This is a genomic window from Micromonospora sp. WMMB482 (assembly GCF_019038635.1).
Lineage (GTDB): Bacteria > Actinomycetota > Actinomycetes > Mycobacteriales > Micromonosporaceae > Micromonospora > Micromonospora marina.
Genome location: NZ_JAHOPD010000020.1, coordinates 199,604 through 212,369 on the forward strand (window position 1 = coordinate 199,604; position 12,766 = coordinate 212,369).

The 12,766-nt window shown below is 71.2% G+C and carries 15 protein-coding genes and 1 pseudogene; 10 read left to right on the plus strand and 6 right to left on the minus strand.

The genetic code is table 11. The features are described from left to right. The first annotated feature begins 75 nt into the window (after nt 1–75). Entirely contained in the window at nt 76–1,587 is a 1,512-nt protein-coding gene (locus KSK32_RS01700; protein WP_216928113.1) for an APC family permease, read from the plus strand. Between the two features lie 52 nt (nt 1,588–1,639). Here KSK32_RS01700 and KSK32_RS01705 read toward each other — a convergent pair whose 3' ends face one another. Both KSK32_RS01705 and KSK32_RS01710 read right to left on the minus strand, forming a co-directional pair. Further along, on the minus strand, nt 1,640–2,029 hold the full coding sequence (locus KSK32_RS01705; protein WP_030274248.1) for a hypothetical protein: 390 nt from the start codon (nt 2,027–2,029) through the stop codon (nt 1,640–1,642). 41 nt (nt 2,030–2,070) lie between these two features. Continuing rightward, a complete protein-coding gene (locus KSK32_RS01710) occupies nt 2,071–2,904 on the minus strand; it encodes a hypothetical protein (RefSeq protein ID WP_216928114.1) in 834 nt (277 codons plus the stop codon). Between KSK32_RS01710 and KSK32_RS01715 the strand changes: the two genes are divergently transcribed. After that, the gene (locus KSK32_RS01715; protein WP_141708223.1) at nt 2,903–3,091 is read left to right on the plus strand and encodes a hypothetical protein; all 189 of its coding nucleotides are present in this window, start codon (nt 2,903–2,905) and stop codon (nt 3,089–3,091) included. The genes KSK32_RS01710 and KSK32_RS01715 overlap by 2 nt on opposite strands. Before the next feature lie 41 nt (nt 3,092–3,132). Continuing rightward, nucleotides 3,133–3,921: a hypothetical protein gene (locus KSK32_RS01720; protein ID WP_216928115.1), complete on the plus strand. Its 789-nt coding sequence runs from the start codon at nt 3,133–3,135 to the stop codon at nt 3,919–3,921. A 224-nt stretch (nt 3,922–4,145) separates the two neighbouring features. Here KSK32_RS01720 and KSK32_RS01725 read toward each other — a convergent pair whose 3' ends face one another. Then, complete coding sequence (locus tag KSK32_RS01725) at nt 4,146–4,502, minus strand: VOC family protein (protein WP_216928116.1); 357 nt, start codon at nt 4,500–4,502, stop codon at nt 4,146–4,148. Nucleotides 4,503–4,658: 156 nt separating this feature from the next. Between KSK32_RS01725 and KSK32_RS01730 the strand changes: the two genes are divergently transcribed. From KSK32_RS01730 to KSK32_RS01745, 4 genes and pseudogenes are all read left to right on the plus strand, one after another. Next, nucleotides 4,659–7,514, plus strand: a complete 2,856-nt coding sequence (locus tag KSK32_RS01730; protein ID WP_216928117.1) for an aconitate hydratase — start codon at nt 4,659–4,661, stop codon at nt 7,512–7,514. 227 nt (nt 7,515–7,741) lie between these two features. Next, complete coding sequence (locus tag KSK32_RS01735) at nt 7,742–7,897, plus strand: hypothetical protein (protein WP_216928118.1); 156 nt, start codon at nt 7,742–7,744, stop codon at nt 7,895–7,897. Continuing rightward, nucleotides 7,894–8,328, plus strand: a pseudogene (locus KSK32_RS01740) (DUF5753 domain-containing protein); the annotation flags it as partial. The gene KSK32_RS01735 and the pseudogene KSK32_RS01740, both read left to right, overlap by 4 nt. Continuing rightward, nucleotides 8,319–8,504 (plus strand): DUF397 domain-containing protein, encoded by a 186-nt coding sequence (locus KSK32_RS01745; protein WP_135241137.1) that lies wholly within the window; start codon nt 8,319–8,321, stop codon nt 8,502–8,504. The pseudogene KSK32_RS01740 and the gene KSK32_RS01745, both read left to right, overlap by 10 nt. Nucleotides 8,505–8,643: 139 nt before the next feature. Here KSK32_RS01745 and KSK32_RS01750 read toward each other — a convergent pair whose 3' ends face one another. Then, nucleotides 8,644–8,874 (minus strand): hypothetical protein, encoded by a 231-nt coding sequence (locus KSK32_RS01750; protein ID WP_216928119.1) that lies wholly within the window; start codon nt 8,872–8,874, stop codon nt 8,644–8,646. Between KSK32_RS01750 and KSK32_RS01755 the strand changes: the two genes are divergently transcribed. Further along, on the plus strand, nt 8,873–9,454 hold the full coding sequence (locus tag KSK32_RS01755; protein WP_216928120.1) for a TetR/AcrR family transcriptional regulator C-terminal domain-containing protein: 582 nt from the start codon (nt 8,873–8,875) through the stop codon (nt 9,452–9,454). The two genes, KSK32_RS01750 and KSK32_RS01755, sit on opposite strands and share 2 nt — an antisense overlap. Nucleotides 9,455–9,467: 13 nt before the next feature. Here the strand turns inward: KSK32_RS01755 and KSK32_RS01760 are convergent, their stop codons facing one another. Next, nucleotides 9,468–9,872, minus strand: coding sequence for an SRPBCC family protein (locus tag KSK32_RS01760; RefSeq protein ID WP_216928121.1), 405 nt, complete (start codon nt 9,870–9,872; stop codon nt 9,468–9,470). Between the two features lie 78 nt (nt 9,873–9,950). Between KSK32_RS01760 and KSK32_RS01765 the strand changes: the two genes are divergently transcribed. Beyond that, entirely contained in the window at nt 9,951–10,427 is a 477-nt protein-coding gene (locus KSK32_RS01765; RefSeq protein WP_216928122.1) for a YfbM family protein, read from the plus strand. A 67-nt stretch (nt 10,428–10,494) separates the two neighbouring features. After that, nucleotides 10,495–11,211: a hypothetical protein gene (locus tag KSK32_RS01770; RefSeq protein WP_216928123.1), complete on the plus strand. Its 717-nt coding sequence runs from the start codon at nt 10,495–10,497 to the stop codon at nt 11,209–11,211. Nucleotides 11,212–11,350: 139 nt separating this feature from the next. Here KSK32_RS01770 and KSK32_RS01775 read toward each other — a convergent pair whose 3' ends face one another. Beyond that, entirely contained in the window at nt 11,351–12,595 is a 1,245-nt protein-coding gene (locus tag KSK32_RS01775) for an IS256 family transposase (RefSeq protein WP_216928124.1), read from the minus strand. Nucleotides 12,596–12,766 lie beyond the last annotated feature (171 nt).

Consider the following 12,766-nt stretch of genomic DNA (forward strand, 5'->3'; position numbering starts at 1 on the left):
TGATCACCAATACCCTGCTTCAGGTTGTTCCGAAGTAGACACATCAATCCCCTCACCCCCTCCCCTGGAGAAGCCTTGTCCTCCGATCCGTTCTTCTCCGACGGTGGGCTGCGCCGCGGTCGTCTCGGCACCGCCCACCTCGTGTTCTTCACCGTCGCCGCGTCAGCCCCGCTGACCGTTCTCGGCGGTGGTGTCACCACCATGTACGCGGTCAGCGGCAACACCGGCGCCGCGCTCGGGTACGTGCTCCTCGCCGCCGTCCTCGCCGTCTTCGCCACCGGCTACGCCGCGATGAGCCGGTACGTCGCCAACGCCGGTGCGTTCTACGCGTACATCGCCAACGGCCTCGGCCGGGCCGGCGGGGTGGCCGGCTCGGCGGTCGCGCTCGCGGCCTACAACGCGATCCAGATCGGTCTGTACGGCCTGCTCGGCGCGATCCTGGGCGACTTCATGGCCGCCAAGACCGGGATCGAGCTCGACTGGTGGGTCTGGGCGCTGCTGGCCTGGGTGTTCATCGGCGCGCTCGGCGTGCTGCGCATCGACCTCAACGCCACCGTCCTCGCCGTGCTGCTCGTCCTCGAGTGCGTGGTCGTGCTGATCTTCGACCTGGTCGCCTTCGCCAACCCGGACGGCGGTACCGTCACCGCCGCCGGCATCAGCCCCGGGCACCTGTTCGGCGCCGGCTTCGGAGCGGTGCTCGCGTTCACCATCGCCTCCTTCACCGGCTTCGAGAGCGGCGCCATCTACAGCGAGGAGGTCAAGGATCCGCGTCGCACCGTGGCCCGGGCCACCTACATCGCCGTCGCGTTCACCGGCCTGTTCTACGCCTTCTCCGCCTGGGCGCTCACGGTGCTCACCGGCCCGGAGAACGCCCCGGCGGCCAGTGCCGAGGCGGGACCGGGCATCGTCTTCGGCGCGCTCGAGCAGTACACCGGTGTCGTCGTCGCCGACATCGCCAACGTCCTGTTCATCACCAGCGTCCTCGCCGCCCTGCTGTCGTTCCACAACGGCGTGGCGCGCTACCTGTTCGCGCTGGGCCGCGAGCGGGTGCTGCCGGGCTTCCTCGGCGCCACCTCCAGCCGCAGCGGCGCCCCGGTCGCGGGCTCGCTGGTGCAGAGCGTGCTGGCAGTGGTGGTGTTCCTGGCGTTCGCGATGACCGGCCGCGACCCGGTCATCGACCTGTTCACCTGGCTGTCCGGCGCGGCCGCGGTCGGCGTCGTGCTGCTGATGACGCTCACCTCCGCCTCCGTGGTGGGCTTCTTCCGGGGCCGTCCCGGCCCGGAGAGCGCGTGGCAGCGGGCGATCGCCCCGGCGCTCGGCACGGTCCTGCTCACCGCCGTGCTGCTGGTGCTGCTGTTCAACTTCGACGCGCTGCTCGCCCCCGGCACCGCGAGCTACCTGAAGTGGCTGCTGCCGGCGATCCCGGTGGCGGCGGGCGTGGTCGGCCTGATCTGGGGCGCGATCCTGCGTACCAGCCGGCCGGAGACGTACCGCCGGATCGGCCAGGTCACCGAGGAGGGCCTACACGAGCCCGGCCTGCACCCGGCCCCCGAAGCCGACCGCTGGGCCGGCGCCCACCACCGCTGACGCCCGTGGGTGCGGCGGCCGGCCACGCGGACCGGCCGCCGCACCACCACGATCAGGCGGTACGGATGACGGTGCAGATGACCGGGCCGTCCTCGGTGGTGCGCAGCAGGTAGCGGTAGCGCTCGCCGGGCACCGCGCCGCCCTGGCTGTCCAGGAACTCCCAGCGCACGGCCACCTCGGTGAGCAGCGCCGAGATCTGCTGCACGTCCTCGATCTGCGCGTTCGCGGCGACGAGTTCCCGCTCCTGGTAGTCCGGCGCGGCGCCGACGAAACTGAGCGCCACCGCCGCGGGCGAGGTGAACGAGAAGCTGTAGGTGTCGGCGACCACCAGCCCGGGCAGGGCGTAGCACCCGGCGATGGCCGGCACGTCGGCGGTGGTCAGCGCCACGCCGTACCGGTCGAAGAAGTCGGTGAGCGTGTCGAGGTCGGTGGAAGCCGTCACGACGCTCCTCATTACCGGCCCGCCCCGGCGGCAAACCTTCCTCAGCGCGGCGGGATCCGCACCTCGATCTCCGCGCCGAGGTGCGCGCCGCCGCTGAGGGCCAGGTCGTCGCCGCTCCAGAACCGCCCCGGGTCGTACCAGTTGGGCCGTCGCCCCTCGGGCAGCAGGCCCATCGCCTCGTAGGTCACCGCGACCACCTCGGCGCAGTACGCCGTCTCCAGCGCCGCGGCGTTCTCCCTGCTGGTTTCGCCGGTCCTGCTGGTTTCGCCGGTCCTGCCGGTTTCGCCGACCCTGCCGGTGTCGCCGGTCCCGCCCGCCTCGCGCCTGTCGCCTGAATCGCCGGCCCTGCCCTGTCTGCCGGTCTCACCCCTGTCGATGATCTTGCTCAGGATGCCGACCTGGTTCCGGTCGCCGGTCCTGCCCCGGAGGCCGCCGAGGCTCAGTCGGCGCGGGTGCGGCAGCCGGCCCCGGGCCCACCGCCAGGCGAGCTGCGCGGTGGACGGGAACGGCGTCCCGTCCAGACGGGCCACGGTACGCAGCACCGCCTCCTCCATCGCCGTGTCGGCCGGTGGTTCGAGCTGGCGCAGCCAGCCCCGCTGGCCGTACCGGTTGGCCCAGACGCAGACCGCGTCGCGCAGGTCGTGCAGCTGCACGCCGCGCTGGTGGGTGCCGGTCCACATGTCCGGCAGCGAACGCCCCAGCTCGGCGTGCCACATCAGCGGCGGCATGTCGTCGAGCACCACGGCCATGCCCACGTGGTTCACCGGACTGTTCGTGGTGAGCTGGATGGCCCGGTCGGGCACGCTGCGTCCGCGGAACACCCACAGATCGCCGGTGCGGGTCAGCTCCACGGCCTCGTCCAGGCTGATGCTCATGGAGGACTACCCTATGCGGATGCGGCAACGGATGCGGTGGTGGAAGGTACTCGGTCTCGCGGGTCTCGCCGGCGTCGCGGCGACCGGCGTGGTGGTGGCGCGGGCCGAGCGGCGGCGCCGGGCGTACACCCCGGAGGAGATCCGGGACCGGCTGCGCGAACGGCACGCCAAGGCCTCGTCGTCCTGAACGGACAGTCGCGGGCGGCGGATTCTCCTACCATCGCCAGGATGGGAACCGTCTTCTGGGAGAGCCCGTTCGTCCTCGATCCCCCGCCGGCCGCCGTGGAGCGGCACGGCGACGTCGACCTGCACGTGCCTGCCGGCGACGGCCGGCATCCCGCGGTCGTCGTCGTGCACGGCGTACCGGGACCGCCCGAGGCCCCCGACGCGCGGGACTGGCCGCTCTACCGGGGCTACGGCGCGCTGCTCGCCGAGGCGGGCGTGCTCGCCGCGGTCCCCCGGCTCACCGTGGCGAGCCCGGACGACCTGTACACGGTCGCCGCCCGGGTGGCCGCCGCCGCCGAACTGCTCCGCGCCGACCCGCGCGTCGACGCCGACCGGCTCGGCCTCTGGTTCTTCTCCGGCGCCGGCCTGCTGCTCGGCGACTGGCTCCGCGACCCGCCCGCCTGGCTGCGCGGCGTGGCCGCTACCTATCCCCTGCTGGCACCGCTGCCCGGGTGGCCCCCGGTGGACCCGCGCTTCCGCCCGCTGGACGCCCTCGACCTGCCCACCGGCGGCGAGGCCCCGCAGACGGCGGGCCCGGGCGTCGAGGCTCCGCAGACGGCGGGTGCAGCACGGCCGACGCTCGTACTGACCCGGGCGGGGCGGGAACGGCCCGAGGTCGCCCCCACCGTCGAGGCGTTCACGGTGGTCGCGCGGCGGCGCGGCATCCCGCTGCGCGTGGTGGACGTGCCGAACGGACAGCACGGATTCGATGCGCTGGACCACACCGAGGAGTCCCGCGCCGCCGTCCGCACCGCTCGCGACACCCTGCTCGCCCTGCTAACCGCCCCCTGACCGCCGGCCACCCCCACCTCCCCCGCACCCAGTCCCACTTCCCAACACCCCTGTCCCACAAGCCGGGCACCGCACAAGATCTTGGTACGAAATGGCCCCCGGAAGGGCCTTTTCGTACCAAGATCCCAACCACCCCCCACCGCGTCGATCATGAAGTTGACCGGGACAAATCAGTCACAAAACCCTGCCAACTTCATGATCGACGAGATGGGGCGGGGCGCCGGTCAGCCTGCGGGGGCCAGGAACTCCAGCCGGTTGCCGTGCGGGTCGTACGTGTGGAACCGCCGCATGCCGGGAATCTCGTCGTCGCCCCAGGTCACGGTGTGTCCGGCGGCGTCCAGGCGGGCGGCCAGCTCGTCCAGGTCGGGGCGCAGCAACGCGGGGTGCGCCTTGCGGGCCGGGCGGAAGTCGTCCTCGACGCCCAGGTGCAGCTCGGCGTCGTACCCGGTGAACCAGCAACCGCCGCGGGCGGCGAGGGCCAGGGGTTTGGGCTTCTCGGTGAGCCCGAGCAGGCCGGTGTAGAAGGAGCGCGAGACATCCTCGGAGCCGCGGGGGCAGGCGAGCAGGACGTGATGGATCATGGTGGCACCTCCTCGTCCCGCAGCGTGGCACGAGGTTGCGCGAATAGCAAGACGGACGTACGGTTTTGTAGAGACCGACGTAGGTAAGTGTTGCCTAAGCACGGCAGCGCCCCGGTCGGTGCGACAAACTGCTCAGGACTACTCACGGTCGCTGGTGTGAAGGAGTACGACGTGGCGAGCCTCGACACCTTCGGTGCGAAGACCCAGCTACGCGTCGGAGACGCGAGCTACGAGATTTTCAGGATCGACAAGGTGGAGGGCCACGAGCGGCTGCCCTACAGCTTGAAGATCCTGCTGGAGAACCTGCTGCGGACCGAGGACGGCGCGAACATCACCGCCGACCACATCCAGCAGCTCGGCGCGTGGGACGCCACCGCCGACCCGAGCGTGGAGATCCAGTTCACCCCGGCGCGGGTGCTGATGCAGGACTTCACCGGCGTGCCCTGCGTGGTCGACCTGGCCACCATGCGCGAGGCGGTACGCGACCTCGGCGGCGACGCCACCAAGGTCAACCCCCTCGCTCCGGCCGAGCTGGTCATCGACCACTCGGTCATCGCCGACCTGTTCGGCCGCGAGGACGCGTTCGAGCGCAACGTCGAGCTGGAGTACGAGCGCAACAAGGAGCGCTACCAGTTCCTGCGCTGGGGCCAGACCGCGTTCAACGAGTTCAAGGTCGTCCCGCCGGGCACCGGCATCGTGCACCAGGTCAACATCGAGTACCTGGCTCGTACGATCATGGAGCGCAACGGCCAGGCGTACCCGGACACGGTCGTCGGCACCGACTCGCACACCACCATGGTCAACGGCCTGGGCGTGCTGGGCTGGGGCGTCGGCGGCATCGAGGCCGAGGCCGCGATGCTCGGCCAGCCGGTCAGCATGCTGATCCCCCGGGTCGTCGGCTTCAAGCTCTCCGGTGAGATGCCGGCCGGCACCACCGCCACCGACCTGGTGCTGACCATCACCGAGATGCTGCGCAAGCACGGCGTGGTCGGCAAGTTCGTCGAGTTCTACGGCCCGGGCGTGAGCGCCGTGCCGCTGGCCAACCGCGCCACCATCGGCAACATGTCGCCGGAGTACGGCTCGACCGTGGCGATCTTCCCGATCGACGCCGAGACCGTCCGCTACCTGGAGCTGACCGGCCGCGACGCGTCTCAGGTGGCGCTGGTCGAGGCGTACGCCAAGGAGCAGGGCCTGTGGCACGACCCGGAGCGCGAGCCGGAGTACTCCGAGCGCCTGGAGCTGGACCTCGGCACCATCGAGCCGTCGCTGGCCGGTCCGAAGCGCCCGCAGGACCGGGTGCCGCTGGGCAGCGCCAAGACGCTGTTCCGCGCCGCGCTCAGCGACTACGTGGCCGCCGACGAGACCGGTGGCGACCCGGACCGCAAGCCGGGCGTGCCGCAGCAGGAGAAGCCGTTCGGCGCCGACGGCCCGGCCGACGAGGCGTCCGCCGAGTCGTTCCCGGCCAGCGACTCCCCCGCCAACGGTGTGAACGACCCGGCCGACGCGCCGCGCGACCTGGAGACCGCCGCGGTGGGCGCGGGCGGCCGGGCGAGCAATCCGGTACGCGTGACCGGCACCGACGGCGTCGAGTACGAGCTGGACCACGGCGCCGTGGTGATCGCCGCGATCACCTCCTGCACCAACACCTCGAACCCGCAGGTGATGATCGGCGCCGCGCTGCTGGCCCGCAACGCGGTGGACAAGGGCCTGGCCCGCAAGCCGTGGGTGAAGACCACCCTCGCGCCGGGCTCGAAGGTCGTCATGGACTACTACGACCGCGCCGGCCTCACGCCGTACCTGGAGAAGCTCGGCTTCAACCTGGTCGGCTACGGCTGCACCACCTGCATCGGCAACTCCGGCCCGCTGCCGGAGGAGGTCTCCGCCGCCGTCAACGAGGGCGACCTGGCGGTCGTGTCGGTGCTGTCCGGCAACCGCAACTTCGAGGGCCGGATCAACCCGGACGTCAAGATGAACTACCTGGCGTCCCCGCCGCTGGTGGTCGCGTACGCGCTCGCCGGCACCATGGACATCGACCTCGCAAACGAGCCGATCGGCGAGGACGCCGAGGGCAACCCGGTTTTCCTGCGGGAGATCTGGCCGAACAGCGCCGAGATCCAGGACGTCATCGCCTCGGCGATCGGCGCGACCGGCTTCAGTGCCGCGTACGCCGACGTGTTCGCCGGTGACGAGCGCTGGCAGTCGCTGCCGACGCCGACCGGTGACACGTTCTCCTGGGACGGCGAGTCGACCTACGTGCGCAAGCCCCCGTACTTCGAGGGCATGCAGCAGGAGCCGGCGCCGGTGCAGGACATCGCGGACGCGCGCGTCCTGGCGAAGCTGGGTGACTCGGTGACCACCGACCACATCTCCCCGGCCGGTTCGATCAAGGCGGACTCCCCCGCCGGCAAGTACCTGGCCGAGCACGGCGTGGCCCGGCACGAGTTCAACTCGTACGGCTCCCGCCGGGGCAACCACGAGGTGATGATCCGGGGCACGTTCGCCAACATCCGGCTGCGCAACCAGCTCGTCCCGGGCGTGGAGGGCGGCTTCACCGTCAACCACCTGACCGGCGAGCAGACCTCGATCTACGACGCCTCGATGGCGTACCAGGAGGCGGGCGTCCCGCTGGTCATCCTGGCCGGCAAGGAGTACGGCTCGGGCTCGTCGCGTGACTGGGCCGCCAAGGGCACCATGCTGCTGGGCGTGAAGGCGGTCATCGCCGAGTCGTACGAGCGGATCCACCGCTCGAACCTGATCGGCATGGGCGTGCTGCCGCTGCAGTTCCCGGGCGGCGAGACCGCCGAGTCGCTGGGCCTGACCGGCACCGAGACGTTCTCGATCAGCGGCGTCACCGCGCTGAACGACGGCGAGACCCCGCGGACGGTCAAGGTCACCACCGACACCGGCGTGGAGTTCGACGCCGTGGTCCGCATCGACACCCCGGGTGAGGCGGACTACTACCGGCACGGCGGCATCCTGCAGTACGTGCTGCGCCGCATGATCGCCAACTGATCTCGGATGTAAGGAAGGGCCCCTTCTTAACAGCTCACTGTTAAAAAGGGGCCCTTCCTCTACCGCAGGCGTTAACAAGGGGCCCTTCCTTACACTTCCAGCGGAGGCGGAGCGCGACGGCGCGCGCCTCGGAGTCGGTGAGCGGCAGGAACCACAGGAAGCGCCGCACGATCGCGATCGGGTCCGGGCCGCCGGGTTGCCCACGTAGGTCGCGGATGGCATGCCGGGTGAGCCGGGAGAACTCGGGGATCATCGTGGCGCGGCGGGCCGCGTCGGTGGGCGCGGCCCGCAGGGTCGGGCACGGCCAGGGCTCGCCGCAGCGGTCGCAGCGCCAGGCCGGACCGCACGCGCGGTGGCCGGTCAGCGGCAGCACCACCCGGTGACCGCCGACGAGGTCACCTACCTGGTCACCGCCCGGCTGGACCGGCAGGGCATCCTCACCCGGCCGCGCGGGCCGCTGTACGTCGTGGTGCTCGACGAGCAGGTGCTGCGCCGCGCCCCCGCCGGCGACCGGGCGCTGATGGCCGCGCAGGTGACCCACCTGCTCGCTTGCGCCGAGCTGCCGAACGTGCAGCTCCACGTGGTGCCGGTGGACACGCCGACCTATCCCGGGCTGGACGGGCCGTTCGTCATCGCGGAGTTGCGCGACGGCAACCGGGTGGCGCATGTGGACAGCCAGGCCAGCGCGCAGATCATCGAGCAACCCTCGGAGATTGCTACCCTGGAGCGTCGGTGGGAACGCATCCGGGGCGAGGCGCTCCCCCGCGCGCGGACCCTGGAACTGCTGAGGGAAGTGGCGGCGGCATGGACCTGAGCGGCGCCCGGTGGCGCAAGAGCACCCGCAGCGGCGGCAACGGCGGCGACTGCGTCGAGGTCGCCGGCAACCTGCCCGGTGTGGTCGGCGTCCGCGACTCGAAGGACCCGGCCGGTCCGGTGCTCACCTTCACCCCGGCCGCGTGGACCCGGTTCGTGACGTCGACCCGCCGCTGAGCCCGGTCGCTCGGCGGATCGCGTAGGCCGGATTCGAACGCCGGCGCACACGTGCGCCGAATTCCTTCCCGCTCACGATCGCCGGTCGAGCCCGGGGCGCAATTCCCATACGAAGCGGGGCGTGCGTGCCGGCGAGTCCTCACGCAACGGTGTCGGAGTAGACCTCGACGTCGTAGAGCAGTTGCACGTTGCGGCGGCCGTTGGTGATGCCGACGAAGACCGGGTCACCGGCCGGGGTGCGGCCCTGGCGCCACACCTGTTCCCGGGCCGCTTCCCGCGACTCGTGATGGACACCGCCCTCGCGATGCGTCTGCAGGACGCGGCGGGCGGTCGTGGAGTCGCTGTCGAGGTGGATCCGCAGCAGGGGCATGGCACCCTCCTTGCCCGTCGAGGGCCTGACGATGCGTTGCCTCGCCCGACGGCTCGACGTGACCGCCACCGCGCTGTACTGGCACGTGAAGACGAAGGACGACGTCCTGGACCTGGCCGTCGACCACATCTTCGGCGACGTGCCGGTTCCGGACGACGGCGACGACTGGACGGAGGACATCCGCGTCCTCGTCCGGGCCTGGCGCGGCGCGATGCTGCGCCATCCCTGGGCACCGAAGCTGATCGGACGTCCGATGCTCGGGCCCAACGTCCTGGCCCGTACCGAGTTCCTGCAGTCGGCGCTCGTGCGCGGCGGCTGTCAGGATCTTCACCTCGCGGTCGCCACGAGAATGCTGGCCAACTACGTCATCGGCGCCTCGCTCACGGAGGCCACGTGGCGCCGGACCGCGGACCCGGACGCGAGCGCCGCGGCCCGCGACCACATCGCCGCGAGCGCCGACACCCATCCGACCCTGAGCGCCTCCGGCCATCTCGACGACACCCGATGGGACGACCTGCTGTTCGAGGAGGGCCTCGACGCCATCATCCGGGCGGCAGTGCGGACAGGGACGCCGGGCTGATCACGCGCGCCTCTCAGCCGGCGGCGCTCTCCAGCACGGCCTTGAGCCGGGCCAGGTCCGCCCCCACCAGGGCGGTGTCCCGGTCGAAGTCCGCGTCGCTCATGCCGGGCTGCCGCCGCAGGCTGAACACCACCTCCGTGGCGTCACCGTCGGCGACGGCACGCAGCGGCACGTAGACCTTCTCGCCGGAGGGCGTCAGCACCTCGTGGTCGAGCACGCCGTACTCGTTGGCCGGCGCGAACGTCAGCCGCGCCCGCCCCTGCGGGGTGTCCACGAACCAGTGGCCGTCGTCGAGGACGACCGAGCCGCCGAGGCCCGGCGCCCAGCGGGTCAGGTTCGCCGGGTCGGCGGCGAAGGCGTAGACCTCCGCGGCCGGGCGGTCGATGTGGACGCTGAGGTGCCGGAACTCCGTGGCCATGCGCCGATGATGGCACGCCTGTCGGACGCTCGCGTTACGCTGCCACCGATTCCGACCGACACCCCGGGAGACGACCACATGGGCATGGTGTTCACCGCACGCCGGCTGTCCGGCAAGGAACTGGCGACGGTGCTCGCCGAGCCGGACACGGTCGTCACGATCTTCCACAGCGGCCCGGACGAGCTCGACCTGGACAAGGCGTGGCACGGCCTGCACTACCTGCTGACCGGCGACGCGTACGAGGTCCGGGGTGACGCCGGGCCGGCCGTCCTGGGTGGTGACCCGATCGGGCCGGATCTCGGCATGGGCCCGGCCCGGCTGCTCATGCCGGACGCCGTCCGCGCCGTGGCCGCCGGGCTCGACGCGGTGGACGACGCGACGCTGCGGGCCCGCTTCGACCCGGAGGCCATGTCGGAGTCCGGGATCTACCCGCACATCTGGGACGACGGCGTCGACGAGTTCGACAACTACCTGCTGCCGAACCTCACCGCGCTGCGAGACTTCTACCGCGACGCGGCGGCGCGCGGAGACGCCGTACTGCTCGCCGTCACCTGAGCCGCCGGAAACCTGAGCCGCCGAAAACCGGTGCGCTCCGCCGTCCGGGCGCCGGTAGCGTGCCGGCGTGGGACTCGACGCGTTCGTGTACTGCCGGTGCTGGCAGGACGACCTCACCACGCCGTGTCCGATCGGCCCGGTCGGCTACGACGAGGACGGCTGGTTGGCGCTGTTGCGGACCGGCGAGTACGACGGGGTCGCCGACAACGCCTTCTACTCCTGGATGTCGGGCGACGCGTGCGCGCACCGGCACATGGCGCTGGTCAGCGAGGGCGTGTCCAACTGGGCCGGCGTACGGCTGTTCCAGCAGGCGCTGCGCGCGGCCGGCGAGCACCGTTTCCCGACGCTCGCCGCCGCGTTGCCGGACGCCAACGGCGGCTCGCTGCCCGCCGACCGGGCAGCGGCCGTGCTCGCCGAACTGGACGCGTTCGCCGGCACCGCCCGGATCAGCGACGAGGTGGAGCTGATCGACGAGGCGACCGGCCGGGTCCTGATGCAGTACGTCGAGAGCTACCGCGGCGTGTTCATGTTCGGGCCGGGCTTTCAGGCGGGCGTCGATCCGGACGGCTTCTTCGTCCTCGACCGCGCCGACCCGCCGGTGACGCTGTTCCGGGCCGTTCGGTTCGGCCAGCGGCCGGTGGGCGAGCACGGCGAGCCGCCGCCCGAACGGCTCGCGGTACGGACCTGCAGCCGGTCGAGCGGCGACTTCGCCTACATCGTGGAGCCGCTGCGCCGGCTGTGCGCGGCGTCGGTGACGACCGGCAACCCGGTGATGTGGTGCTGACGGGCCACCCTCGCCAGCCGGACCGCTCGGGTCCGCGCCGCACCCTGATGAACCACCGCACGTCCGAGCGTGCCGTCAGGGGGAGGTCACGTCCGCGCTGGTGGTGTAAGAGACGGCCATCGCGTGATCCGGTCTGATGTTATGCGGCGATCGGTGCCGCGTCGGTGTGGTCGGTGTCGTGTTGGCTGCTGTCGACGGTGATCAGACGGGCTTTGGCGAGCAGTTCCAGGCCCATGTAGCGGCGTCCCTCGGTCCATTCATCGGTCTGCTCGGCGAGGACCGCGCCGACGAGGCGGATGATCGCCGCCCGGTTGGGGAAGATCCCGACGACGTCGGTGCGGCGGCGGATCTCCTTGTTCAGGCGTTCCTGCGGGTTGTTCGACCAGATCTGGCGCCAGATCTCGCGGGGGAAGCCGGTGAAGGCTAGGAGGTCGTCGCGGGCGGCGTCGAGATGCTCAGCGGCGGCCGGGAACTTCGCCTCGATCGTGGCCACGACCCGCCGGAACTGGGCGTGGACGGCATCGGCATCAGGCTGGTCGAAGATCGTGCGCACGAGGGTGGCGATCCATGGCTGCGCCGACTTCGGCACCTTCGTCAGCAGGTTGCGCAGGTAGTGGGTGCGGCACCGCTGCCAGGTCGCGCCGGGCAGGGCCGCCCCGATCGCGGCCACGAGGCCGGCGTGCGCGTCGGAGATGACCAGGCGGACACCGGACAGACCGCGGGCGGTCAGGCTGCGCAGGAACGCCAGCCAGCCGGCGCCGTCCTCATCCGAGGCCACGTCCATGCCAAGGACTTCGCGGCCGCCGTCGGCGTTGACCCCGACGGCGATCAGGGCGTGGACGTTGACGGTCCGGCCGTGCTCGCGGACCTTCATGGTCAGCGCGTCCATCCACACGAACGTGTAGTGGGCGGCGTCCAGGGGCCGGTTGCGGAAGGCCTCGACCTGGGCGTCGAGGTGGGCGGCCATCTCTGAGACCTGCGACTTCGACAACTGCCGGATGCCGAGTTGCTCGACCAGCTTCTCCACTCGCCGCGTCGACACCCCGAGCAGATAGCTTGTGGCCACGACCGAGACCAGGGCCTGCTCGGCCCGCCGCCGGTGCGTCAGCAACCACTCCGGGAAGTAGCTGCCGTGCCGCAGCTTCGGGATCGCCAGATCGATCGTGCCGGCGCGGGTGTCCCACTCCCGGGCCCGGTATCCGTTGCGGGAATTCACCCGCTCATCGCTGCGCTGTCCGTAACCGGCACCGCAGATCGCGTCGGCCTCAGCGGACATCACCGCCTGCGCGAACGTCTTGATCATCGCCTGCAACATGTCCGGCGACGCGCCCTCGATCTGCTCGCGTAGCAGGTCAACAGGGCTCACACTCTCAGATGCGGCCATCGCGTTCTCTCTTCCTTCTCTGACTTGGTCGTCTTGAAGGATCGACGCGATGGCCGTCTCTCATCTACGCAACACGCCCATCACGGGCAAGTCGTACACCACTCCCGTGGACGCAACCCAGGGGGAAGTGACGTCACCTCAGAGCGGTATACCTCAGAGGCATGAATATGC

What these genes read in the sequence shown, in the direction of transcription:
- KSK32_RS01715 (WP_141708223.1), top strand. Translation starts at nt 2,903, where the DNA reads ATGGAGGACTACCCTATGCGGATGCGGCAACGGATGCGGTGGTGGAAG.
- KSK32_RS01710 (WP_216928114.1), bottom strand. Translation starts at nt 2,904, where the DNA reads ATGAGCATCAGCCTGGACGAGGCCGTGGAGCTGACCCGCACCGGCGAT.
- KSK32_RS01720 (WP_216928115.1), top strand. Translation starts at nt 3,133, where the DNA reads ATGGGAACCGTCTTCTGGGAGAGCCCGTTCGTCCTCGATCCCCCGCCG.
- KSK32_RS01725 (WP_216928116.1), bottom strand. Translation starts at nt 4,502, where the DNA reads ATGATCCATCACGTCCTGCTCGCCTGCCCCCGCGGCTCCGAGGATGTC.
- KSK32_RS01745 (WP_135241137.1), top strand. Translation starts at nt 8,319, where the DNA reads ATGGACCTGAGCGGCGCCCGGTGGCGCAAGAGCACCCGCAGCGGCGGC.
- KSK32_RS01755 (WP_216928120.1), top strand. Translation starts at nt 8,873, where the DNA reads ATGGCACCCTCCTTGCCCGTCGAGGGCCTGACGATGCGTTGCCTCGCC.
- KSK32_RS01750 (WP_216928119.1), bottom strand. Translation starts at nt 8,874, where the DNA reads ATGCCCCTGCTGCGGATCCACCTCGACAGCGACTCCACGACCGCCCGC.
- KSK32_RS01760 (WP_216928121.1), bottom strand. Translation starts at nt 9,872, where the DNA reads ATGGCCACGGAGTTCCGGCACCTCAGCGTCCACATCGACCGCCCGGCC.
- KSK32_RS01765 (WP_216928122.1), top strand. Translation starts at nt 9,951, where the DNA reads ATGGGCATGGTGTTCACCGCACGCCGGCTGTCCGGCAAGGAACTGGCG.
- KSK32_RS01775 (WP_216928124.1), bottom strand. Translation starts at nt 12,595, where the DNA reads ATGGCCGCATCTGAGAGTGTGAGCCCTGTTGACCTGCTACGCGAGCAG.